The sequence below is a fragment of the Pseudomonas sp. TH37 genome, from assembly GCF_016650735.1.
Taxonomy (GTDB): Bacteria; Pseudomonadota; Gammaproteobacteria; order Pseudomonadales; family Pseudomonadaceae; genus Aquipseudomonas; species Aquipseudomonas farris.
In genome coordinates, this window is the sequence record NZ_JAEKFD010000001.1 from 739298 (window position 1) to 761128 (window position 21831).

Genomic DNA, 21831 nt, shown 5'->3' on the forward strand with positions numbered 1-21831 from the left:
TACGTCGTTTTTTGACGGGAGATGCAGGAACAGAAAAAACCGGCCTTGATGGCCGGTTTTTTTGTGTCTGGGGTTTGGTGGAAACGGGCTCTGAGACATCCCCCAATTTTCGTCCATTATCCGCTGATCGATGAGTAAGTGCTCTCGGGGCGTTAGCGACTACCCTGAAGTCTGTTAGCGTTTTTTTCGAAAAGCACGGATTTATTATCAAATTTAATCAAACGTTAATGTTTTCACATCTACTGAAATTAGCGTTTTCGCATATGATCGATCTTCTGTTAGCGTTTTTCTTGCCCCAGTAAAGGATTTCGTCAATGCAAGTCGGTTTCAAGACCCTCGCGAACCGTTACGACATCGCGCTGGCACAGCCTCTACGAGTCGACTCGATGATCGGCACTGTACGTGTCAGTCGCGAAAGTGCCGGAAATGTGGAGAACCGGTATCCGGCAAGCTATCGGCCCGCAGACGATTTCGCAGGACACTTCGAATTCGGCCTCAAGTACGAAGAGATCCATCTCGAGTTCTTCGCCCGCCTGTTTGCGGCCATTGGTCCGCAGCCTGTCGAAGACTGGTGCCGACGGGAGCCATTCGGCCAGTACGCCCGTCGCACGGGGTTCCTCTACGAATGGCTGACAGGGGAACGTCTGGATGTGCCAGACGTGACCAATGGCGGCTATGTTGATGTACTTTCGCCACAAGATTACCTGACTCGTCGCGAAGCACTGCGAACGCGGCGCTGGCGAATCAATAACAATCTGCCGGGGACGGCTGAGTTCTGCCCCTTGGTTCGTCGTACGGCGCCAGTGCAGGACGCTCTGCAATTCGATCTGCGTGAGGCACTGGATGAATTGGATCAGGCCTTTGGCCCCGACATCCTGATGCGTACCGCCAGTTGGCTGACGTTCAAGGAATCGCGCGCGAGCTTTCTCATCGAAAAGGAAGCCGACCAGGCTGATCGCATCCAGCGGTTTGCCCATGTCATCGCCCAGTACTGCGGACATATCGAAGACCCGTTGAGCAACGACAGCCTGCACTCCCTGCAAGCCGGCATTCTGGGGCGTGACGCCATTGGACTGGGCTTGCGGCGCTCCCCTGTGTTTGTGGGGCAGGCCACGATGCGCGAGGACATCGTGCATTACATTGCCCCCCATTTCGCGGATCTTGCGCAGCTATTGGCAGGACTCAACGAGTTTGAGGTCGCAACGCGGGGTGCGGAGTCAGTGGCACGTGCCGCTGTGTTGGCATTTGGCTTCGTGTTCATCCATCCCATGCGCGATGGCAACGGCCGGATTCATCGCTTCCTTATTAACGACACCCTGATTCGGGATAAGGCAGTGCCCGACGGCGTAATACTGCCGGTGTCAGCCACAATCACGAGTTCGATCGACTTCAGGGCCGGCTACGACCGTACGCTAGAAGTGTTCTCGCGACCGTTCATGCGACGTTACGCAGCGGCCTATCGGTTCGGCGAACTCGTGACCTACGAGGACGGGACTCGCAGCAACTTCATCTTCGATGAATACGAGGACGCACGCTTTGCCTGGAGGTATCCCGATCTGACCGAACACGTCCTATACACCGCACGCGTCGTCGAACACACGATTCGAAAGGAAATGGCGGATGAAGCCAGAGTACTGGTGATCTTTCAGCGAGCTCAGGAGCAGCTGAAAGAGGTACTGGAAATGCCAGACCTGGATGCGAACCGCATGATCCGTTCCATCAAGGAGAACAGCTGGGTGGTGTCCGGTAAGCTAAAGAAAGGGTACCCGCAGCTTGAAGATGAGCGCATGGCGGGACGCGTCGTGGAGGCCGTGCGTTCTGCGTTTGAGGATCGAGAGATGGGTGCAGGCGAAGAAGGATCTTTCGGCGAATCTGGATAAGGCGCTGGGGTGGATTAGAAAAAAACGGTTTGATGCCGGTTTTTTTGTGTCTGGGGGTTTAGGGCTTGCAGCGACTGCTTTGAATATCCGCCCCCTGCTTCCGCCCTCGTTGAGCGATTTACTCATAGCACTTCGACACAGAATTCGTCGGGCTACGCCAGGCCCTGCTACTACCTTTCAGATCTTGACGTTGCCCGCCCCGCATGCTAGCGAATGCTATACTTCCTACGAATTGCATCAAGTGTGCAACGTTCCCCACGGGTACAGATACCGACTGCAAATCTCAGTTAGCGGCTGCAGGACAGAGGGGGTCTACAGCCAACACGAGATGGGAGGTGTGGCATGAATCGGCACTATTACATCAGTGACAATCTCGACGTTCTCGAAGCCGTTGAAAATGAACTGGAAGCCAATGGCATCAACACCGAACAAATTCATGTGCTCAGTGAACAAGTGGCTGATGTTGAAGAACATCACCTCCACGAGGTTAACTCGTTGATGAAACAGGATGTTGTTCACTCTGGCGAGATTGGTGCGTTGGTCGGTGTGCCACTCGCGGCGCTGGTTCTTGGCGGCGCCTATTGGCTGGGCTGGACCGAATCCGCCGCAGGCTGGATACCTTTTATCTTCCTGGCCATCGTTATATTTGGCTTCTGCATCTGGGAAGGCGGTTTTTTTGGCATCCAGGTGCCGAACGCTCACTTCCGTAATTTTAAACAGATGGTAGAAGAGGGAAAACATGTCTTCTTCGTGGATGTTGAACCGAATCAGGAATCGGTATTGGACCGGGTAATCGAACATCATCCAACGCTGACGATTGCCGGCACGGGAACGGCAGCCCCCCACTGGACAGTGGCCTGGCAGCACAAATGGCATCAGTTCAAGCGAGTGATATCGGGTTAGCCCTGGAGACTCAAGGCCACCGGAAGCCGCTTATTGGCCGAAGGAAATGACGCGACTGAGGAAAACATAGTCTGCCTCGGTGGCCATCAGTCCGACGAGCACCAGTAAACATAAAGGTGGCAACAATATGGCGTAGACCATGGTCAACCGTTCCCAGGCCATGTGCATGAAGATGGAGACAATTAAACCTGCCTTCAACAACATGAAAGTGATAATCAGGGACCACCGAAGGTAGCCATGGAAGTGGAAATAGTCGACAAGGTACGACAGCGTGCTGAGGACGAATAACAGCCCCCAGATTTTAAGGTACAAACTGATTGGATGTTGCTGACCCTGAGCATGTGCCATCACCCGTGCTCCTCTACCATAAATAGAAGAAAGCAAAAATAAACACCCACACCAAATCCACGAAGTGCCAGTAGAGCCCGGCTATCTCGACGTTCTGATAGTTTCCGGAGCGCTCATAATCTCCCCGCATTACTTTCAGCGCCACAATACCGAGGTAGAGGGCGCCGATTGACACATGCAGTCCGTGGAAACCGGTGATCATGAAAAAGCTCGCACCAAATTGCGCCGCCCCCATGGGGTTCCCCCAGGGACGCACTCCTTCCGCGATGAGCTTGGTCCATTCAAATGCCTGCATGCCGACGAAGGTCACCCCCAAGGCAGCGGTCGCCAGCATCAGGGCAGCGGTTTTCGCACGATCACGGCGATAGGCGAAATTAACGGCCATGGCCATGGTGCCGCTGCTACTGATCAGCACAAAGGTCATGATCGCGATCAGAATAAGCGGGATTTCTTGACCGGCAATCGTCAATGCGAACACTTCACTGGGGTTCGGCCAAGCGGTGGTGATGGTCATGCGTACCGACATGTAGCCGGTTAAAAAACAGGTGAATATAAAAGTATCGCTGAGCAGGAATATCCACATCATCGCCTTGCCCCAAGGGACCTGCTTGAAGACCTCTTTATCCGAGGCCCAGTCGCTGGCGATGCCCTGCCATCCCGGTGCAGGCGGTGAGTCTGGTGGATTGGATGAACTGGATTCGCCTGGGGCAAGTGGATGCGATGCCATGGCTTTTCACCTCAGGCCGCAGAATCTGGCGATGGCTTCATAGGTTTGCGGCGTGCTGGCCAGCAAAGCGAATAGCACGAACCAAAGACCCAGTAAGTAGTGCCAATAGGTGGTACAGAGCTCTACGCTGACGCTGAGTTGCGGCAACGGCACGCGACGCAGGAATTTAGCGACGATTATTCCCCAGGCTATCAGCCCGCCCAGCAGGTGGAGCCCATGCAGGCCGGTCAACAGGTAGAAGAAGCTGTTGGCCGGATTGCTGGCGACAAAGTAGCCCCACGCGACAAACTGCTGCCAGACCCAGAATTGCCCCACCAGAAAGGCAATGGCAAATACGCCCCCCAATGCAAAACCAATGACCGTTGCGCCCAGTCGAGCCTGTCGGGCGGCCATACGCGACCACTGCAGTGCGATGCAACTCAATACCAGAAAAGCCGAATTCAGCCATAGCTGCCAGAGATTGGCTAACGGCGCCAAGGGGTCTGTCAGGGGGAGCCAGTCGGCCATTTGTGAACGGGCAATAAAGGCGAACAGGAAGAGAAAGAATAACGAACTCACCACGACCAGAAACAAGCGCAGGCCCGTTCTTGCGATTTGGCTTCTATCGGCACCCTCGGTGGTGTGAATACCCCCAGGGTCGCGACTCCAACTGCCGCCGGGGTCAGCACCGTCGGCGTTTCTCAATAGCAGCCTTTTCATGTTTTAACGTCCGCTATCTTGGTTCCGGCACTCAGTTGCCGCATTTGCTCCAACTCCTCGGCGGAGACCGTTTGCGGAACGAAATCCTGCTCTATCCCCGGCACACTGTAGTCATAGGCCCAGCGATGCACGACCGGCAGCTTCGCTCCCCAGTTACCGTGTATCGGCGGGGTGTTCGGCGTTTGCCATTCCAGACTGGCCGCGCCCCAGGGATTACTACCTGCGGGCTTGCCCTTGAATGCACTCCAGGCCAGGTTGAACAGGAACAGCAGTTGCGAAACGCCGACGGTCAATGCGATCACCGTAATGAAGGCATTCAACTCTTGCGCCGACTGCGGGATGAACGCGTAGTTTTCATAGGCGTAGTAGCGGCGAGGCATGCCCTGGAAACCCAGGTAGTGCATGGGGAAGAAGATGGCGTAGGTGCCCAGAAAGGTAATCCAGAAGTGCAGCTTGCCCAGGGTGTCGTTCAACATGCGCCCGGTTACTTTCGGGAACCAATGATAAATGCCGCCGAACACCACCAAAACCGGTGCGACCCCCATGACCATATGAAAATGGGCGACGACGAAATAGGTGTCCGAGAGCGGAATATCCACGATCACATTGCCGAGAAACAACCCGGTCAGACCGCCGACCAGGAAGGTGACGATAAAGGCCAGGGCAAACAGCATCGGCACGGTCAGATGAATGTCGCCCCGCCACAGGGTCAGCACCCAGTTGTAGACTTTCAGTGCGGTCGGCACCGCGATGATCAAGGTGGTGACGGCGAAGAAAAAGCCAAAGTACGGATTCATTCCGCTGACATACATATGGTGCGCCCAGACCACAAAGCTGAGTACGCCAATCGCAATAATGGCCCACACCATCATTCGGTAGCCGAAGATATTTTTACGCGCATGCGTGCTGATCAAGTCGGAGACCAGGCCAAACGCAGGCAGAGCCACGATGTAGACCTCCGGGTGGCCGAAGAACCAGAACAGGTGCTGGAATAATATTGGGCTGCCACCCTGGTGATCGATCTGCTGCCCTAGCGAGATCATCGCCGGCATAAAGAAGCTGGTGCCCAACAGCTTGTCAAACAGCATCATGACCGCACTGACGAACAACGCAGGGAAAGCCAGCAAGGCCATAATCGAGGCCATGAAGATTCCCCATACGGAGAGCGGCATGCGAAACAATGTCATGCCGTGCGTGCGCGCCTGCAACACCGTGGTGACGTAGTTCAACCCGCCCATTGTGGCTGCGACAATAAAAATCGCCAGTGAGACGAGCATCAGGACGATGCCCCACTCAACCCCCGGTGTTCCCTGAGAAATGGACTGTGGCGGATAGAGCGTCCAGCCCGAACCTGTGGGGCCGCCGGGGACAAAGAAACTGGAGAGCAACACCACTACCGCTAGCAGGTAGAACCAGTAACTCAGCATGTTGACATAGGGGAAGACCATGTCGCGGGCGCCCACCATCAGCGGGATCAGATAGTTACCGAAGCCACCCAGAAACAAGGCCGTCAGCAAGTAAATGACCATGATCATGCCGTGCATGGTCATCGCCTGATAGTAAGCACTTGCGTCCATGAACTCCAAAGCGCCGGGGAAGCCAAGCTGTATGCGCATCAAGCCGGACAACACCACGGCGATAACGCCCACGAATATAGCCGTCAAGGAATATTGAATGGCTATGACCTTGTGGTCCTGACTCCAGATATATTTGGTCAGGAAACTTTTGGGGTCGTGTAGTGCTTCTGTTTCGGCTTGCTCCGCATAGGCCATCACGTCATCCTCCTGTTCGAAGTTTCGGTGCATTCCTGGCTGCTTTACGGCTACTTCCCTGGCTCCGCCTTGCTCGCATCAGCGTCGGCTTTCGCTTTGGATTTGATAAAAGCGATCAGTGCGTTCAACTCCTGATCACTCGGAGCAAAGGCCGGCATGACGGCTGCGTAGCCTTTGACGATTTTGGCGCCGGGATTAAGAATCGAATCCTTTATATAGCCCTCGTCGGCCTTGATACTCGTACCGTCGGCAAGGGTTACGGTCTCGCCATAGAGGCCCTGCCAGCTGGGGCCGACACCCTTGCTGCCATCGACACTGTGGCAGGCCAGACAACCGAGCGACTCGGCCACCCGCTGCCCCTGCGTCGCCAAGTCGTCACCTCTGTCCAACTTTTCGCTGGCAGAAGGTTCTTGCTCCGCGGCACCCAGTGATTTGATCAGGGCGACGACAGCACCCAGTTCATCTTCAGTGAGAGTATAGGCCACCATGACTGGCGGGTAGCCCTGTACCAGTCGGGCCTTCGGATCGAGGATCGACTCTTTCAGGTAGGCCTCATCGACCAGCGCACTGGTGCCATCGGCAAACTGTTCAGTGCGGCCGTACAGCCCCTTCCATCCCGGGCCGAGACTGGTACTGCCATCCTGGCTATGGCAGGCACCGCAGCCGTATTTTTCGACCAACAAGCGACCTTTTTCCAGCACGCTGTCCTGACTGGGTTTGGCAGCTGTCGCTAACGTCTGCGCAAAAGTCGGTTGGCTGCTCAGCCATTGATCGAAGGCGCCCTGCTCTTCCACGATCATATGGCCGCGCATGTTGTAATGACCTACACCACAATATTCAGCACAAAGGATTTCATATTTCCCGGTTTTAGTCGGCGTAAACCAAAAGTACGACACCATCCCCGGCACCATGTCCATCTTGCTGCGAATTTGCGGGATATAGAAATTGTGCAGTACATCTTTAGAACGCAGTAAAACTTTCACTGGCTGATCGAGCGGAAGGCGAACTTCATTGTTTTTTATAAGCACATCGTCCTGCCCAACAGGATCTTTGGGATCAAGGCCGAGGGGATTGGTGAAATCAACAAACTTAATATCCGACTTGCCCAGCTTCCCGTCCTGGCCGGCAAAACGAAAGGCCCACTGCCACTGCTGGGCGACCACTTCAAGTTCATAAGCATTTTTCGGCACCCGGATGAAGTCACTGTAAACCACCAGGCCTGGCGCCAACATCGCGGCAATACCTACCGAGGTCACGATAATCAACCATGTTTCCAGTTTTTTACTTTCTGGCTGATAGTGCGCCCTGGCACCCTCCTTGTGACGATAACGCATGACGGCTACCGCCATAAATACCGTGATGGCGATGAAAAATATTCCGCTAATGATCAGGGTGATGAACAGGGTGGTGTCTATGGACCCCCAATTGGAAGCTGCCGGTGTCGCATGCCAAGGCGCTAGTATGTGGAACAACACTGATGCAATAACGATTAGTATCAAGATAATTGCTATTGCCATTTTCTGTTCATCCTATTCCTGTTGTTCACTGGTTATGCAACAGCATCGCCACTGACGTCCAAGCAGGGCAGACAAGTACCATCCATTCCGACGGTAAAGTCAGCACAAAGTATAGTGCAGGGACGGAACAAGCGCTTTTTCTGAAAAATCTGCTGGCCAGATATTCCAATTCGAACATTAAGTTAATCGTTTAAAGCTATTCGCTACATATAACTATGGATATCAGCATTACGTCTCTCGGGACTAAATGGGCAAGCAAGACCGGGTTGCCAGCTATACTCAATCCTGATGAGAAGAGACAAGAGCTACAGAGTCCAGCAGTCCACGACGGAGGCTTCGTCATGAGTAACCTGACGATCGAAGGCTGGTGCAAACCCAGCGGCGCCCAAAAGTCCACCCCGGTGGGTGAGATCAGCTTTGATGTCGATGGCCCCCTCCATCTGCGTCTGGAGCAAGCTGAAGAACGCCTACAGAAGACCCATGAGCCTGAAGCCATGGTTGATGTCGACATGAGCTCAATGGATTTGATCCTGCCAGAGGGATACGGCCCCTTGTCCGACTGCCAAATGCGCGTCTACTTGCAGCACACGCGAGGTCAGTTCCATTTGGTCGGGCATCGAGCGAGCGATGGAAGCTTGATCTATACCAATGCGGTTTTGATTGATCAGCTGATTTAGAAGCTACTACTCAATCTCAGTCAGTTAAGCGAGCAACCCCTTTTCGTAGGAGCCAGGCTTGCCGGCGAAAGCGCTCTTAAGGACGCCTTCGCCGGCAAGCCTGGCTCCTACATGTCCGATTCGCCCAACTCACTGACATTGATCCGAAGTGGCCGGTTTTTTATGCATGAAATTTGATCTCCCTCGCTCTCCAGCGCCTCGGCAAAACCCTGCAATACAGAAAGCCGGCCTTGCCCAAGTCATCGCCAAATACCCTCCTAGATTCATTTCATGTCGCTAACACATCGGTGCTCAGGATGCATTGGTGGTTATAGTGTTGATTAGTGAATTTCAGTAGGTATAGTAACCACAAGCAGCACCTTCGGAGGATGACGAACATGCTTTACCCGATTGCGATTTCAATGGGCGACGACGAACACGCCTGGGGTGTTGAAGTACCGGATATTCCGGGTTGTTTCTCCGCCGGGGAGGATCTGGATGACGCCATGGCCATGGCGCGCGAAGCCATCGAAGGCCATTTCGAAATATTGGCCGAAGACGGATCACCGATTCCGCCCGCCAACAAAGTGACCCTGCATGCGGCCAATCCACAGTACGCAGGGTGTACGTGGGCCGTGGTGGACATCGATGTCACCAAGTACCTGGGCAAGGCCCAGAAACTCAACATCACCCTGCCCGGCTACCTGCTCAACCGCATCGATGAGTACGTACTGCATCATCCGGAAGAGAAGAGTCGCTCCGGGTTTCTGGCCTCGGCGGCACTCAAGGTTTTGCAGCAAGGCTAATGGTTCGAAGATTGGTAAACCAAAGGGACAAACAACCTTGTATGTCCCTCAGTACGTCAGCGCGTCGCCACCATGAACAACCGCGGAAACGGCAATAGCACTGAACCATCGCTCAGTGCCGGATAGGCCTGTTCGATCGCCGTCAGATACTGCTTGAGATACTGCACCCGCTCCGCTTCATTCAGCGGCTCAAGGAAAGGCCGTAAACCGCTGCCCTTGAACCACTCGACCACGCCCGATGCGCCGTCCGCGAGTGGATGGTAGTAAGTGGTGCGCCATACATCGACGCGGGTGCAATGGGCACGCAGCATCGAGTAGTAACCACCCGCATCCCCCATTTCCGTTCGCAGGCCAGCGGCTCTTGCCAGTTTGTCAGCCCAAGGGCCGTTCGCTGCGACCTCGCGCATCAACCTGTGCGACGGTTCGTTGAGGTTGTCGGGCATCTGAATCGCCAGGCTACCGCCGGGCACAAGCCTGGCCACCAATGACGGCAACAACCGGGCGTGATCGGGCAACCACTGCAACACCGCGTTGGCGAAAATCACGTCGAACGGGCCGCTCTCGTTCCAGGTATCAATGTCAGCAGTGTCGAAACGCAGGTGAGGCAAGCGCTTGCGAGCGGCCTCGATCATATCGGGTGAACTGTCCACTCCTCGCACCGCGGCATTGGGAAAGCGCTGCACCAGCAACTCGGTGGAATTTCCCGGGCCGCAACCGATGTCGATTGCCGATTGAACGTCCATTGTGGGGATGGCGGCCAGCAAGTCACGCGCCGGGCGCGTTCGCTCATCTTCAAAAGCTACATATTGTTTGGCGGACCAGCTCATATCGCTCTCCTGTCGGTGGTTGTAGCCAGAGGCAGACAACCGGTTCGCTACGATACATTGACTTCGTCAGTTAACCCACGCCCCCACCCGCCAATGCCAGCCATCGTTACGTTGCTCCCAGTGCGGATGCACATAACGATACCCCGGCCGTTCCGGGACCCAATGGCCATGAACCGCGACATAACGCCCACCTTCCCAACGCCAGTACCCTCTGGACCAGAGATAACCCGGTCGCCCCGCAGGCTCTACCTCAACAACGCGTTCCGGTGGCGGCTGCGGTGCGATGATTTCAACATATTCACGCTGCACCGGACGCCGGTCATGAACAACCCGTTCCTGCACACAACCCGCAGCGGTAACCACCACCGCCAGCAACACCATGTAACGTAACAACATGCCGCCTCCTCAGGCTTGAAAGCCAAATCGAGTGAACCAGCAAAAAAACAGCCCCCTTTTCCAACCATGCTCCTGCCTGGTTCATTACTCTTTTAACAGGCCTTGTCTGTCTATTGCCTGAACCGCGGATCACTTGACGATTGAAAAACACAGGGGATCTGAATGAGCCTTTTCTTATCGCAAAATCATTGAAAGTCATAACCAAAAGAACCGTTCGTCGACCGAAAGGCAAAGCGATTTTGACAGTATAAAAATGGCATCTATAGTCCTAACGCGGCCTGTTGGAAGGAACCCAACCCGTCATTTCAAGGCAAGGAGCAAGGCCAGCTCGTACCCCGTGATCGAGTGGGTTCCCCAGTAGTGTGTTCGCAACGGCCGCAAGGCAAACAAACGTTGTCGTACCTGGTAGGTAGCCAGGTAATCACTATGTTCAAAGGAGCTTTACTATGTCTCGAGTCACGGATGTACTTGTTTCCATCGACACTGAAACCATTCTGAAAAACTACCCGAACATCAGCAAAAATCCTGCTGCGCCGACGATGATCGACGTCAATCATGTGTACATGGTGACCAATCAGAACAACGTGGTAAGTGGCCAGGCCGGTGGCGAGCTCAATCTGAAAGCCCAGGTAGGCGATCTGATTCGCTGGCGTGAAGCCAGCCTGTCGCTGGGCTTCGAGCAAGCAGTGATTTTCTACAAGTTCGTCGGTAACGCAGGCAACGAGTTGATCTCTACGCCCACGCCACGCAAGGCTACCGCCTCCTTTGCAGTCCCTAACACCAGCAATCCGTCGGTGCCCAGCTGCCAGAAGGTCGATAACCATTACTGGTCTTCGGAAACCCTTGCCTGCGGCAGCGTGACCTATCACTTCCAGTTTCTGATCGTGAATCGCGACTGCCAGATCATCGGCTGCTGCACATGGGATCCGTTCATTACCATCCGTAACTGATGCTGGGCCGGGCCCCTTGGCAACGAGGGGCCTACCGGGCTCGTTGCCGCCTCGGCTGGAACAGGATGTCTCGCTTGAACCGAAGCGGTTACCGTTTTGCGTCAACATCATGAAAGGATCCATGATGACTTCCGAACCGATTACCTCCCCTTCGGCGGGCGCCGTGATAGCCAGTAGCGTGCTTCTGATTGTCGATGCCGAATCGTTGCTTTCACGTTATCCGCAACCCAGTCTTGAATCGCAGAACCCGACTGTGATTGAAGATGGTTTCATCTTCCCCGTGAGTAGTAGCACGACGACACAAAGTGCTGAAAATGACAGCAAAATAACGCTGACAGCCAGCAACGGAAAGATCTTCCATATTCGCGGCAGGACCGTCAGCCTGCTGGCCGAACATACGGTGGTATTTCACGACCTGACGGTGGACGATGCCGGGGTCCTTTCCCCGCCCAAACTGATCGTTCATAGCGACCAGACAGTCCCCGCCCCCGACCCCGCCAACCCGACCCAGCCTGGCAGCCACAGCGCCGATGATCATTATTGGGAGTGTTCGCAACTGAGCACGGGCGTGACAGCCTGCGAACTGAACTTCATGCTGATCAACCAGCGCTGTGAAGTGTTGGGGTACTTCAGCTGGAAGGCTGAGGTGACGCTGTCGGCGTGAATAGATAGATACAAAAAAACCAATGCCCGTTCAGGCGCGGAACCTGTGGGAGCGGGCTTGCTCGCGAATGCGGTGTGTCAGGTGACATCAATATTGACTATGCCGACGTCTTCGCGAGCAAGCCCGCTCCCACATGGATTCGCACTTTTCTTAGGGTGCAACGGTAACAGCGACTCACCGCTATTTACTGTCAGCCCCCTTCTCCTGCATCTGCACCGAAGACTTGGTGCCATCAGTATTGTCTTTGGTCTCGTTATCCGAGTTATCGAAGCAACCCTGCAACGCAAGCAGGCAGCAACAAAGGTAAAACGTGCGGGCGAGGTTCATGTTGTTCTCCAGTTTCAGGGGCTTGAAGTAGTGACCCCATGTCGGTGGAAATGGTTGCGACTTTCTCGGCCCCGAACGATGAGCACTGACAGAGGGGGTCAGCGCACCGGCTTTTCATCCCGCAGGCAATATTCAGCAGAATTTTCGTTATGCCCGTGCTGTCTGAAAATCAGGCGTATCCCTATAAGGAACACGGCAATGAAATTCGCAAAAATTGCACAGAAACTTTCCCTGTGGGCCGGCCTGCCCCGGACATTTCTGGGGGCGATCGTTCTGATTATCCTGTGGGGTTTGAGCGGGCCGATTTTCCATTTCAACGATACCTGGCAGCTGATCATCAACACCTCGACCACCATCATCACCTTCCTGATGGTGTTCTTGATCCAGAACACCCAGAACCGCGACACGGACATTTTGCACTTGAAAATCGATGAGTTATTGCGAGTAACGAAAGATGCGCAGAACGCGATGCTGGGGCTCGAATCGCTGGATCTCAAACAGTTGGAAGAATTGAGAAAGAAATATCGCCACCTCGGCGAGGGCGAAACGATTTCCCTGGACGGCACTGTCGTCCCGGAAACAAAGAAACAGGATGAATGAATGGTGATCCATGCCCCGCGGGTGACCGGCGACGTCACCCGCGCCATTGGTGCTAGCGACTGGCTTGCAGGGCCCTGGCCATTTGCAGATGGTTTTGCAGTTTGGGCAGGGTTTCTTCAGCGAACGCCTTGATTTGCGGCACGTCCGTGGTCTGCGCTTGTTGTTGAAGCTGCTCGATGGTCTCTTGGGTGGTTTTCACCTGACTGGCGGCATACGCAGCATCGTCCTTCACCTCCGGAATCAAGGCTTTGGCCTTATCCATCACCTCTTCGCGTGGTGCGACCGGCAAATCGAGTTGCTTGGCAATTTTCGCCAGATGCTGGTTGGCGGTGGTGAGGTCGTTGATCACCACGATGGTGTAATCCTTGACTTCTTTGGACTCAGTCTTCTGGTGCGCCAGGCGACTGGCTTCGATGTCGGCCATGCCTTTGGCCGATGCTTCGTTGATGAATTCAGCGGCTGACTGGGCAAAGGCACTGTTGGCAAACAGGCCCAGTAACGTGACAAAACTGGCATTGCGTAAACGGGTGGCCATCCGGCTCATGGTCGCGCCCTCCTTCTTTGAAAATTCCAACGGGGGCTTTCGCCCCCGTCTTTTAATAAAACCATCTTCACTATTACCGGGATTTCTGACCACCTTTGCGGCCCATGCCGCCTTTCGCGGAGTCTTTATCAACGGTCGTCGTGGTGGTTTTCCCACCTTTGCGACCGGCTTCAGACGCCTTCGTTCGATCATGGGCACTACCCGGACTCGGATTTTTTGAAGTAGGCATGGTTTTCATCCTCTTGATGATGAGAGCAGCGAGCAGCCGCCCGCATAGAATAAGAATTTCCATCGCCAAAAAGGTTTAGAAAAACTGGCAACGCTGCGACGAACGGTGACGGGCTTTCAGGCCCCGAGACGCAGATGATGCTGGCGCTTGGCGCTGTACATCGCCTCATCGGCATGCCTGAAAAGCTGGTTCTCTTCAGTGCCATGCTCGGGGTATCGCGCGACACCGATACTCGGCTGGATGTTCAGGCTATGCCCGTCCAGGCGCAGGGGCTGAACCAGTACCTGGCGGATTTTTCCCGCCACATTCTCGGCGTCTTCCGCGGCGTGGATGCTGTGCAACAACACGACAAATTCATCACCGCCGATACGCGCTACGGTGTCGGTTTCGCGCACGCAGCCCTTGAGCCGATTGGCGACCGCTTGCAGCAGCATGTCGCCGACCGCATGACCAAGGGTGTCGTTGACTTGCTTGAAGCGGTCGAGATCGACGTAGAGCAACGCCATTCGACCGGAGTCTTCCCGGGCCAGCGCCAGTGAGGCCTTGAGGCGTTCGCGCAGCAACTCGCGATTGGGTAACTGAGTCAGTTGGTCATACTGGGCCATGCGCTGGAGCCGGGCATGCAATTGCTTGCGCTCGATAGCGGTCGCGACCTGAGCGCAAACATACTGCAGCAGTTCCTTGTCTTGCTCGGTGTAACGCTCGCCGCCCGGTACGCTTTTAACGATCAAGGCGCCAATGGTGCCGTTGTTCTGCGAACTCAATGGCACGCCCAGCCAGCAGGGCGAATCCTGGCCCGCGACAAGCGCCGCAAAACCGGCCGGCGGATCGTCCTGATCCGGGGTCAGCAGAATCGGCAAGCCGCTGCGAATTACTTCACTGCAAAGACGCCCGGTCACAGTCCCGGGCTCCTCGGGTTGCGGTTCACGGTCGTCGACGTGATAGGGAAAATTCAGCTGCGCGCAGTGTTCGTCATACAGCGCCACGGAGAAATTCAACGCCGGGAGCCATTCGCCGATGATCGAATGGACGCGTTTGAACAGCGCCAGCAGATCTTCCGCCGCGTGGGCCGCCTCGGAGATTGCGTACAGCGCCGCTTGCCGGGACTCGGCCTGTTTGCGCTCGGTGATGTCGCGCGCCACGGCAATGCGCAGCTGATCTACCTCCGACCAGCGCGCCGACCAGAGAATGTGCACCACCCGGCCGTCCTTGCGCAGGTAACGGTTTTCAAAGTTAAGCTTTGGCTCGCCCCCCATGATCTCCCGTGCGGCGTCGATGGTGCGCTGTCGGTCGGCGGGATGCACCAAGTCGATCATCGGCTGGCCGATCAGCTCGTCGGGGGTGTAACCGAAAATGCGCTCGCAGGCCGCGCTGACAAATACGAAGCGGCCTTGTTTGTCCACCGCACAGACGGCGTCCAGCAAGAGGTCAATGTAGCTGGCCAGTGGTGCGGAGTTTCTGGTTTCCATGATGCCGAGAGCGTGTCCGGACAATGCAACATTGAACAACCCTCCCTGACCGGTCATACGCCCGAGCGATGACTGTGCAGCTGACGCTTCCTTGCGATCAGCCTCAAGCCTTGTTCGTCACCAGCCCCGGCAGTGCATGCACCAGGGCATTAATGGCAAAACCGATGAACATTACCCCGCACAACCGCGTGATCGCCAGTTCATGGCGCTGATACAACGTGCGCACCTGACGCGCACCGACGATGCCTATGAGGATAGCGTAGGCCATAAGGCCACCAATGAAGCTGAGGACGATCAACCACGGCAGCATCGACCAATGCAGCAATTCTGCACGGCTGGACAGCAGCGCAGTAAAGGTCGCCACCGCCACTGGGTATGCCTTGGGGTTGGTCAGACCGAACATGATGCCGTGCCAGAACGGCTGCCGCGCCGGGCCTTGAGGAGCTTCAGCACTGCCACGGCGAGCCCGAACCGCGCGCAGCCCCAGCCAGAACAAGTAGAGCCCACTGAATACGCCCAGCACATCGAACGCGGTGCTGCCGATTTCCCGCGCACCGACAATCGCGATCAGCGCGGTGCTGCACCAGACCACGTCGCCCAGCAAATGCCCGCACAGAAACCCCGCTCCGGCCCGCCGCCCGCGCGCCGCGCCGATGCCAAACACCGCCAGCACACCCGGCCCCGGCGTGATGCCATAAATGAAGCCCGAGGCGAGAACGGCCATTAGCAGCGATGGAGTCATGGGAATTCCTGTTGAAACGCCGGATGAATGGACGCAAGTCTATCTCAGGACCCCGAGCATCGACTCACTGATCGTCGAAGAACTTCATCCCCGCATACGGCCGTTGCCGACATGACGCCAGCCGCGACGCCAGATCCCCGACATGCGCCTCAAGCTTGTGCCCGTCCGGGTCGAGAAAATAGAACGACGCACCTTCGCTGCGGTTGTCTCGCCATTCCGGTACCTTGGCGGATCGCAGGTGTTCGACGAACAACGGAAAGTCCGTAGCGCCGATACTGAAGGCGTAATGGGTATAGTCAGCGGCGGGCGCGGACTCGCGCAGCGGATCGAGAGACAGGCACAGCCATAGACCGGGTAATGAGAGATAGGCACCGGTGTCCCACGTGGCTTCGAGCTGAAGTTGCAGCAGATCGCGATAGAACGCCACGCTGCGGTTCAGGTCGGTGACGGCGAGGGTCAGGTGGTTGAGGCCGGTTAGCATGTGTTTAGCAACCTTGAGGCTGGGTCCGACCGGAGCGTACAACTTAAATGTCCTTGAGCGTATAGCCGCCGGGGGTTTGTTGCTGTGAGTCAGTCTTCGCGAGCAAGCCCGCTCCCACATTTAACCGTGTCCAACTTTGGAATTCGGTCAAGTGTGGGAGCGGGCTTGCTCGCGAAAGCGATTTTCCTGACGCCGCAAATTTCAGAACTTATCAAGCGTGCGCAACTTCTGCGGCAACCCCCACAGCAACAACGCAGCAGCAATCAGCGCAGCAACTCCGATAACGTACAGGGCCGGGGTAGTACTGCCGGTCAGGTCCTTGATCCGCCCGACCATGACCGGGCTGACGATCCCACCGAACTGGCCAAGGGTGTTGATCACCGCGATCCCGCCGGCGGCACCTGCGCCGGCACCCGCCAGCAGTTTTGGCGGCAAGGTCCAGAAGCTGGGGATGGAGGCGATGATCCCGGCACCGAGCAAGCCCAGGGCGACAATCAGGAAAGTCGTGTGGTTAGCGAAGATCCCTGCGCTGAAGAACCCCACCGCGCCTACCGCCACCAGACCTGCGACAAACTTGCGCCGCTCGCCGGTGGCATCGGACAACCGCCCGATCACCACCATGCTGATGGCGCCGCAGACATAGGGAATGGCGGTCAGCAAACCGATCATCACCGGACTCTCGGTACCGGCACTGCGGATCAGTTGCGGTGCCCAGAAGTTCAAGCCGTAGGACGCCACCTGAATCAGAAAGTAAATCAGCCCCAGCATCAGGAAACCCGGAATCCGCAAGGCTGCCAGCAAGGAGCCGCCGCTCTTGTGGGGTTCGTGGTGAGCGATACGGCTGGCGAGCAGTGTCTTTTCCGACGACGTCAGCCAATGGGCGTCTTCGATGCGGTCCTTGAGCAAGGCCAGCACCAACAAACCGAGGCCGATGCAAGGCACGCCACCGAGCAGAAACAGCCAATGCCAGCCGCGCATATCAAGGAAGCCATCAAGGTGTTGCAGCACCAGCCCGGAGAACGGTGCGCCGACCAGCCCGGCAAACGCCGACGCGAGGAACAGCATCGAGGTGATGCGCCCGCGATAGTGCTGCGGGAACCACAGCGTCAGGTAATACAGCACGCCTGGCGCGAAACCCGCCTCCATCGCACCGATCACGAAGCGCAAGGCGTAGAACTGCCATTCACTGTTGACGAAGACCATGGCCGCCGTGGCGACACCCCAGGACATCATGATCCGGGCAATCCAGCGCCGCGCACCGACCTTGTAGAGCATCATGTTGCTCGGCACTTCGAAGATCACGTAACCGACCACAAACAGCCCGGCGCCGAGGCCGTAAGCGGTGTCGCTCAGGCTCAGGTCGGTCTGCAACTGGAACTTGGCGAAGCTGATGTTGATGCGGTCGAAAAACGCGAACAGGTAGCAGACCATGATCAGCGGCATCAGTCGCCAGGCGACTTTGCGGACCAGGGCTTTTTCGGCGTCGTGGCTAACGGACGGGCTCGCGCCCGCCTCCAGTACATTGAGGCTCATAGTGTTTCTCCAGATGGACTTCACGAGGGAGTCCCGATTGTTTTTGTTGTCTGGTTTAAGTGATCTGTGTAGATGCTTTTCTGTGGGAGCGGGCTTGCCCGCGATTGCGGTGCACCAGTCGACATCTCTGTTGAATGTGACCAGTCATCGCGGGCAAGCCCGCTCCCACAGGGTGTTCGGTGTGTTCAGGTGGGTGTCGGGTGCAGGTCGCAATTGCGTCCGGCCTTGGCAAGTTGCCCGGGCACTTCGTGACCCAACAATGCGGGTAACCCCCGGGATAACTTCAGCAACAACGGCAGATCGATGCCGGTGTGAATACCGATTTCATCGCATAGGTTGACCAGATCTTCAGTGCAGATATTGCCCGAAGCACCCGGCGCAAACGGGCAACCGCCAAGGCCGCCGAGGGCCGCATCGAAACGACGGGCACCGGCCTCGTAGGCGGCCAGGACGTTGCACAAACCGAGGCCGCGAGTGTTGTGAAAATGCAGGGTCAGATCTGCCGACGAAACCCGCTGCAAGACTTTGCGCACCAGCCGATCGACCTGACGCGGATTGGCCATGCCGGTGGTGTCGGCCAAGGTAATGCCCTGAATCCCGAGCTCCTGATAAGCGTCGACGATTTGCAGCACTCGGTCCTCATCGATCCTGCCCTCGAACGGGCAGCCGAAGGTCGTGGCGATGCTGCCGTTGAGCCGCACCTGGGTGCCGCGAACGAATTCGACGATCTCGCCAAACGCCGCCAATGACGCCTCGCAGCGCATCCGCATATTCGCCAGGTTGTGAGTCTGGCTGGCGGACATCACCAGATTCAGCTCATCAGCCCCCGCGTCCAGCGCTCGTTGTGCGCCTTTGAGGTTGGGGATCAATGCGACATAGATCACGCCTGGCCGTCGGGCGATGCCCTTGAACACTTGCTCGCCATCACGCAGCGCTGGAATGGCCTTGGGCGAAACGAACGAGCCTGCTTCGATACGGCTGAACCCCGCCAGCGACAACTGATCGATCAGCGCAATCTTGTCGACGGTTTCGACCCAGGTCGGCTCGATCTGCAAGCCGTCACGAGGGGAGACTTCCTGAACGATCAGGGTCTCGGAATAATCAGTGATCATTGCACCACCCCTTCAGCTTTCAGCCGTTCGATGTCCTGGTCATTCAGGCCCAGTCCCGCGAGGATGCCGTCGGTGTGCTGACCCAGACTCGGTCCCGACCAGTTCACGCCGCCGGGGGTCTCGGACATTTTCGGTACGATGCCCGGCATCTTCACCGTGGCGCCGCCGGGCAGTTCGGCGCTGAGCAGCATGCCCCGCGCCTGGTAGTGAGGATCGGCGACGATATCAGCCACCGAATAGATGCGCCCGGCCGGGACTTCGGCAGCTTCCAACGCCGACAGCACTTCGTCGATAGGCAGGCTGCTGGTCCAGTGAGTGATGGCGGCGTCGAGCACATTACTTTTCGCGGCGCGGCCATCGTTATGCGCAAACTCCGGCGCTTCGGCCAGATCGACCCGGCCGATCACCGCCATCAGGCGCTTATAGATCGGGTCACTGTTGCCGGCGATCACCACGTAGGCGCCGTCGGCAGTCAGGTAAGTATTGGATGGCGCGATGCCCGGCAACGCCCCGCCGCTGCGCTCACGAACATGACCCAGCATGTCGTATTCCGGCACCAGACTTTCCATCACGTTGAACACGCTTTCGGCCAAAGACACATCGACTACCTGCCCGCCGCCCTGCCCTGTCTTGACTCGCAGCAGCGACATCAAGGCGCCGATCACCGCATGCAGCGAAGCCAGCGAATCGCCGAGACTCACACCCACTCGGGCGGGCGGTGAACCGGGGGTGCCGGTGGTGTAGCGAATCCCGCCCATGGCCTCGCCGATCGCACCGAAACCCGGACGATCACGGTACGGGCCGGTCTGGCCATAACCGGAAATACGCACCAGCGTCAGGTTGGGATTGAGGGCATGCAACACGTCCCAGCCCAGGCCGAGTTTCTCCAGGGCGCCGGGCCGCAGGTTTTCGATCAGCACATCAGCGTCGGTCGCCAGTTGCTTGACCAGCTCGATGCCTTCGGGGGATTTCAGATTCAGCGCCAGCGACTTCTTGTTTCGCGATTGCAGGTACCACCACAGCGAAGTGCCCTCGTGCAGCTTGCGCCATTTGCGCAAAGGGTCGCCCTGGCCCATGGCTTCGATCTTGATCACTTCGGCGCCGAACTCGGCGAGCATGCGTGCCGCGAACGGCGCGGCGATCAGTGTGCCAATCTCGATTACTTTGATTGCACTCAAGGGGGCAGTCATCGCGGGGTACCTCTTGTTCTTGGAATATGAGCCAAGGCTAGAGGACCGAGGGGCAAGGAATCCAACCTTCAGTTGGCAACGACCGTTCGCGAAACGCGAATGCTCGGCGAGTTCACCACGATCTCAGGTCAGCCATCGCGGGCAAGCCCGCTCCCACAGGGATTTGTGAACGCCGCAGATCAATGTGGGAGCGGGCTTGCCCGCGATGAGGCCCGCCTATCCAATAGAGAACTGTCAGGCCTGACCGCGCAACTGCTCAAACAACATCCGGCTCACCGGCGACAGCCTCGCTTCATCGCGCACCACCAGAATCAACGCACGATCCGACCAGTCATCCGTCAGCGGCACCGCGTGTAAACCCAACGCCCGGCCAAACAGTTCGTAAGCCTTTTGCGGCAGGATGCCGATGCCCATGTTGGCCTGGACCATCCGGCACATGGCATCGAAACCCGGCACATGAATCCGCAGCCTCAGCACCTTGCCGGCCTTGCGCGCAGCCGCATGGGTGCGCATGTTGATGGAACTGGCGGCGTGCAAGCCAACGTAATCGCTGTCCAGCGTGTCGGCAAAAGCCAGGGTCGAACGACTCGCCAATGGATGATCGGCCGGCATCAACACCATCAGTTTGTCCCGGCGATAAAAAACACTGTGCAGGCCTTTGACGTCACTGTCGCTGGAACAAATCCCGAGGTCTGCCACGCCATCGAGCACACCCTGAATCACCCCACTGCTGGGGCGTTCTTCGAGGTCGGTCTTGACCTGAGGATGGCGCTCGGAAAAATCTCGAAGGTCTTCGGGCAGGAACTGAATGATTGCCGACAGGTTGGCGAGCATCCGCACATAACCCCGTACACCGTGGCTATGCTCGCCCAGTTCGAGGCCCATTTTCTCGACGTTGAACAGCATCTGCCGGGCGTGGTGCAACAGGGTTTCACCGGCCGGCGTCAAGGTCATGCCCTTGGCCTGGCGCACGAACAGGCTGATGCCCAGAGCCACCTCCAACTCCATCAAGCGCTTGCTGGCCGCCGACACCGCGATCGCTTCGCGAGCAGCGGCACGGGTCAAGGTGCCCTCTTCATGGACGGCCACAAACAGTTGGAGAGTGATCAGGTCGAGGCGGCGGATCAGGCTTTTTTGCAGCATGGGAGGGCTCGATGATTTCGGTTCGACTGAGTCGGCAGGATAGCCCGGTTTCGTTTCGTCCCCGCGATCCAATTACCCGACAGCACTTCAGGGCAGTTCACCGCACTCTGGAATTCCATCGCGTTGAAGGAAAAGCTTTACGTTAATATCCGCCAGGTTTTTTTTCACTTCGGCAGTGTTTTCCCCGGTGGTCGCACAAGGCAAGGCAGCCATCAGAATCACGTTGCGCGCCGACATGGAGACGACACTGATACGCCATTTCTGCGAACTCTTCAGCAAGCTTTTACGCACTCACGGCCGGGACATCGGCAGCTGA

At 56.9% G+C, this 21831-nt stretch carries 24 protein-coding genes and 1 pseudogene; 8 read left to right on the top strand and 17 right to left on the bottom strand.

The window, feature by feature from the left end; all coding sequences use genetic code 11:
• Window positions 1-314: 314 nt before the first annotated feature.
• Window positions 315-1880 (top strand): Fic family protein, encoded by a 1566-nt coding sequence (locus JFU11_RS03480; protein WP_201059791.1) that lies wholly within the window; start codon window positions 315-317, stop codon window positions 1878-1880.
• 342 nt (window positions 1881-2222) lie between these two features.
• Window positions 2223-2783 carry a hypothetical protein gene (locus JFU11_RS03485; protein ID WP_201059793.1) on the top strand — a complete coding sequence of 187 codons (561 nt, stop codon included), beginning with the start codon at window positions 2223-2225 and terminating at the stop codon, window positions 2781-2783.
• A 30-nt stretch (window positions 2784-2813) separates the two neighbouring features.
• Here JFU11_RS03485 and JFU11_RS03490 read toward each other — a convergent pair whose 3' ends face one another.
• From JFU11_RS03490 to JFU11_RS03510, 5 genes are read right to left on the bottom strand one after another with little or no spacing between them, the layout of a single operon-like run.
• Entirely contained in the window at window positions 2814-3131 is a 318-nt protein-coding gene (locus JFU11_RS03490) for a cytochrome C oxidase subunit IV family protein (RefSeq protein WP_030132679.1), read from the bottom strand.
• A 13-nt stretch (window positions 3132-3144) separates the two neighbouring features.
• Entirely contained in the window at window positions 3145-3858 is a 714-nt protein-coding gene (locus JFU11_RS03495) for a heme-copper oxidase subunit III family protein (RefSeq protein WP_201059795.1), read from the bottom strand.
• Window positions 3859-3864: 6 nt separating this feature from the next.
• Window positions 3865-4557 (bottom strand): cytochrome c oxidase subunit 3, encoded by a 693-nt coding sequence (locus JFU11_RS03500; RefSeq protein ID WP_201121221.1) that lies wholly within the window; start codon window positions 4555-4557, stop codon window positions 3865-3867.
• On the bottom strand, window positions 4554-6329 hold the full coding sequence (gene ctaD / locus JFU11_RS03505; RefSeq protein WP_201121233.1) for a cytochrome c oxidase subunit I: 1776 nt from the start codon (window positions 6327-6329) through the stop codon (window positions 4554-4556). Before ctaD ends, JFU11_RS03500 begins: the two co-directional genes overlap by 4 nt.
• A 50-nt stretch (window positions 6330-6379) precedes the next feature.
• Complete coding sequence (locus tag JFU11_RS03510; RefSeq protein WP_201059799.1) at window positions 6380-7846, bottom strand: c-type cytochrome; 1467 nt, start codon at window positions 7844-7846, stop codon at window positions 6380-6382.
• 341 nt (window positions 7847-8187) lie between these two features.
• Between JFU11_RS03510 and JFU11_RS03515 the strand changes: the two genes are divergently transcribed.
• Window positions 8188-8523 carry a hypothetical protein gene (locus JFU11_RS03515; protein WP_201059800.1) on the top strand — a complete coding sequence of 112 codons (336 nt, stop codon included), beginning with the start codon at window positions 8188-8190 and terminating at the stop codon, window positions 8521-8523.
• Between the two features lie 377 nt (window positions 8524-8900).
• On the top strand, window positions 8901-9308 hold the full coding sequence (locus JFU11_RS03520) for a type II toxin-antitoxin system HicB family antitoxin (RefSeq protein WP_008074516.1): 408 nt from the start codon (window positions 8901-8903) through the stop codon (window positions 9306-9308).
• Window positions 9309-9364: 56 nt separating this feature from the next.
• On the opposite strand, the gene tam is transcribed toward JFU11_RS03520, so the two are convergent.
• Both tam and JFU11_RS03530 read right to left on the bottom strand, forming a co-directional pair.
• A complete protein-coding gene (gene tam / locus JFU11_RS03525) occupies window positions 9365-10135 on the bottom strand; it encodes a trans-aconitate 2-methyltransferase (protein ID WP_123721975.1) in 771 nt (256 codons plus the stop codon).
• Window positions 10136-10201: 66 nt separating this feature from the next.
• Window positions 10202-10531 (bottom strand): YXWGXW repeat-containing protein, encoded by a 330-nt coding sequence (locus JFU11_RS03530; RefSeq protein WP_123721976.1) that lies wholly within the window; start codon window positions 10529-10531, stop codon window positions 10202-10204.
• Between the two features lie 446 nt (window positions 10532-10977).
• On the opposite strand from JFU11_RS03530, the gene JFU11_RS03535 reads away from it, so the two are divergent.
• Window positions 10978-11481 (top strand): inclusion body family protein, encoded by a 504-nt coding sequence (locus JFU11_RS03535; protein ID WP_007903283.1) that lies wholly within the window; start codon window positions 10978-10980, stop codon window positions 11479-11481.
• A gap of 124 nt (window positions 11482-11605) precedes the next feature.
• Window positions 11606-12145 carry an AidA/PixA family protein gene (locus JFU11_RS03540; RefSeq protein WP_201121234.1) on the top strand — a complete coding sequence of 180 codons (540 nt, stop codon included), beginning with the start codon at window positions 11606-11608 and terminating at the stop codon, window positions 12143-12145.
• A gap of 180 nt (window positions 12146-12325) precedes the next feature.
• On the opposite strand, the gene JFU11_RS03545 is transcribed toward JFU11_RS03540, so the two are convergent.
• Window positions 12326-12472 (bottom strand): hypothetical protein, encoded by a 147-nt coding sequence (locus JFU11_RS03545; RefSeq protein ID WP_008074520.1) that lies wholly within the window; start codon window positions 12470-12472, stop codon window positions 12326-12328.
• 198 nt (window positions 12473-12670) lie between these two features.
• On the opposite strand from JFU11_RS03545, the gene JFU11_RS03550 reads away from it, so the two are divergent.
• The gene (locus JFU11_RS03550; protein WP_123721979.1) at window positions 12671-13072 is read left to right on the top strand and encodes a low affinity iron permease family protein; all 402 of its coding nucleotides are present in this window, start codon (window positions 12671-12673) and stop codon (window positions 13070-13072) included.
• A 52-nt stretch (window positions 13073-13124) separates the two neighbouring features.
• Here JFU11_RS03550 and JFU11_RS03555 read toward each other — a convergent pair whose 3' ends face one another.
• The 9 genes from JFU11_RS03555 to JFU11_RS03595 form a co-directional block, all read right to left on the bottom strand.
• Window positions 13125-13616 (bottom strand): DUF4142 domain-containing protein, encoded by a 492-nt coding sequence (locus tag JFU11_RS03555; RefSeq protein WP_123721980.1) that lies wholly within the window; start codon window positions 13614-13616, stop codon window positions 13125-13127.
• A gap of 73 nt (window positions 13617-13689) precedes the next feature.
• Window positions 13690-13845: a KGG domain-containing protein gene (locus tag JFU11_RS28305; RefSeq protein ID WP_008014777.1), complete on the bottom strand. Its 156-nt coding sequence runs from the start codon at window positions 13843-13845 to the stop codon at window positions 13690-13692.
• 116 nt (window positions 13846-13961) lie between these two features.
• On the bottom strand, window positions 13962-15314 hold the full coding sequence (locus JFU11_RS03565) for a diguanylate cyclase (RefSeq protein ID WP_123721996.1): 1353 nt from the start codon (window positions 15312-15314) through the stop codon (window positions 13962-13964).
• Between the two features lie 103 nt (window positions 15315-15417).
• Window positions 15418-16056, bottom strand: coding sequence for a LysE family translocator (locus JFU11_RS03570; protein ID WP_052964797.1), 639 nt, complete (start codon window positions 16054-16056; stop codon window positions 15418-15420).
• Window positions 16057-16120: 64 nt separating this feature from the next.
• Window positions 16121-16537, bottom strand: coding sequence for a fosfomycin resistance glutathione transferase (gene fos / locus JFU11_RS03575; RefSeq protein ID WP_201059802.1), 417 nt, complete (start codon window positions 16535-16537; stop codon window positions 16121-16123).
• A gap of 201 nt (window positions 16538-16738) precedes the next feature.
• Window positions 16739-18070 (bottom strand): MFS transporter, encoded by a 1332-nt coding sequence (locus JFU11_RS03580; RefSeq protein WP_201059804.1) that lies wholly within the window; start codon window positions 18068-18070, stop codon window positions 16739-16741.
• A 185-nt stretch (window positions 18071-18255) separates the two neighbouring features.
• Window positions 18256-19182 (bottom strand): hydroxymethylglutaryl-CoA lyase, encoded by a 927-nt coding sequence (locus JFU11_RS03585; RefSeq protein ID WP_201059805.1) that lies wholly within the window; start codon window positions 19180-19182, stop codon window positions 18256-18258.
• Window positions 19179-20372 carry a CaiB/BaiF CoA-transferase family protein gene (locus JFU11_RS03590; RefSeq protein ID WP_123721984.1) on the bottom strand — a complete coding sequence of 398 codons (1194 nt, stop codon included), beginning with the start codon at window positions 20370-20372 and terminating at the stop codon, window positions 19179-19181. The genes JFU11_RS03585 and JFU11_RS03590 overlap by 4 nt, the downstream gene beginning before the upstream one ends.
• A gap of 234 nt (window positions 20373-20606) precedes the next feature.
• Window positions 20607-21515 carry a LysR family transcriptional regulator gene (locus tag JFU11_RS03595; RefSeq protein WP_201059806.1) on the bottom strand — a complete coding sequence of 303 codons (909 nt, stop codon included), beginning with the start codon at window positions 21513-21515 and terminating at the stop codon, window positions 20607-20609.
• Between the two features lie 160 nt (window positions 21516-21675).
• Between JFU11_RS03595 and JFU11_RS28000 the strand changes: the two are divergent.
• Window positions 21676-21831 (top strand): annotated as a pseudogene (locus JFU11_RS28000) (2-amino-3-ketobutyrate CoA ligase); the annotation flags it as partial.

Bases quoted from the DNA above. Each gene is read 5' to 3' on its own strand.
- JFU11_RS03590 (WP_123721984.1), bottom strand. From the start codon at position 20,372: ATGACTGCCCCCTTGAGTGCAATCAAAGTAATCGAGATTGGCACACTG.
- JFU11_RS03595 (WP_201059806.1), bottom strand. From the start codon at position 21,515: ATGCTGCAAAAAAGCCTGATCCGCCGCCTCGACCTGATCACTCTCCAA.
- JFU11_RS03580 (WP_201059804.1), bottom strand. From the start codon at position 18,070: ATGAGCCTCAATGTACTGGAGGCGGGCGCGAGCCCGTCCGTTAGCCAC.
- JFU11_RS03530 (WP_123721976.1), bottom strand. From the start codon at position 10,531: ATGTTGTTACGTTACATGGTGTTGCTGGCGGTGGTGGTTACCGCTGCG.
- JFU11_RS03550 (WP_123721979.1), top strand. From the start codon at position 12,671: ATGAAATTCGCAAAAATTGCACAGAAACTTTCCCTGTGGGCCGGCCTG.
- JFU11_RS03535 (WP_007903283.1), top strand. From the start codon at position 10,978: ATGTCTCGAGTCACGGATGTACTTGTTTCCATCGACACTGAAACCATT.
- JFU11_RS03485 (WP_201059793.1), top strand. From the start codon at position 2,223: ATGAATCGGCACTATTACATCAGTGACAATCTCGACGTTCTCGAAGCC.
- tam (WP_123721975.1), bottom strand. From the start codon at position 10,135: ATGAGCTGGTCCGCCAAACAATATGTAGCTTTTGAAGATGAGCGAACG.
- ctaD (WP_201121233.1), bottom strand. From the start codon at position 6,329: ATGGCCTATGCGGAGCAAGCCGAAACAGAAGCACTACACGACCCCAAA.
- JFU11_RS28305 (WP_008014777.1), bottom strand. From the start codon at position 13,845: ATGCCTACTTCAAAAAATCCGAGTCCGGGTAGTGCCCATGATCGAACG.
- JFU11_RS03540 (WP_201121234.1), top strand. From the start codon at position 11,606: ATGACTTCCGAACCGATTACCTCCCCTTCGGCGGGCGCCGTGATAGCC.
- JFU11_RS03545 (WP_008074520.1), bottom strand. From the start codon at position 12,472: ATGAACCTCGCCCGCACGTTTTACCTTTGTTGCTGCCTGCTTGCGTTG.
- JFU11_RS03555 (WP_123721980.1), bottom strand. From the start codon at position 13,616: ATGAGCCGGATGGCCACCCGTTTACGCAATGCCAGTTTTGTCACGTTA.
- JFU11_RS03570 (WP_052964797.1), bottom strand. From the start codon at position 16,056: ATGACTCCATCGCTGCTAATGGCCGTTCTCGCCTCGGGCTTCATTTAT.
- fos (WP_201059802.1), bottom strand. From the start codon at position 16,537: ATGCTAACCGGCCTCAACCACCTGACCCTCGCCGTCACCGACCTGAAC.
- JFU11_RS03495 (WP_201059795.1), bottom strand. From the start codon at position 3,858: ATGGCATCGCATCCACTTGCCCCAGGCGAATCCAGTTCATCCAATCCA.
- JFU11_RS03510 (WP_201059799.1), bottom strand. From the start codon at position 7,846: ATGGCAATAGCAATTATCTTGATACTAATCGTTATTGCATCAGTGTTG.
- JFU11_RS03520 (WP_008074516.1), top strand. From the start codon at position 8,901: ATGCTTTACCCGATTGCGATTTCAATGGGCGACGACGAACACGCCTGG.
- JFU11_RS03515 (WP_201059800.1), top strand. From the start codon at position 8,188: ATGAGTAACCTGACGATCGAAGGCTGGTGCAAACCCAGCGGCGCCCAA.
- JFU11_RS03480 (WP_201059791.1), top strand. From the start codon at position 315: ATGCAAGTCGGTTTCAAGACCCTCGCGAACCGTTACGACATCGCGCTG.
- JFU11_RS03585 (WP_201059805.1), bottom strand. From the start codon at position 19,182: ATGATCACTGATTATTCCGAGACCCTGATCGTTCAGGAAGTCTCCCCT.
- JFU11_RS03500 (WP_201121221.1), bottom strand. From the start codon at position 4,557: ATGAAAAGGCTGCTATTGAGAAACGCCGACGGTGCTGACCCCGGCGGC.
- JFU11_RS03490 (WP_030132679.1), bottom strand. From the start codon at position 3,131: ATGGCACATGCTCAGGGTCAGCAACATCCAATCAGTTTGTACCTTAAA.
- JFU11_RS03565 (WP_123721996.1), bottom strand. From the start codon at position 15,314: ATGGAAACCAGAAACTCCGCACCACTGGCCAGCTACATTGACCTCTTG.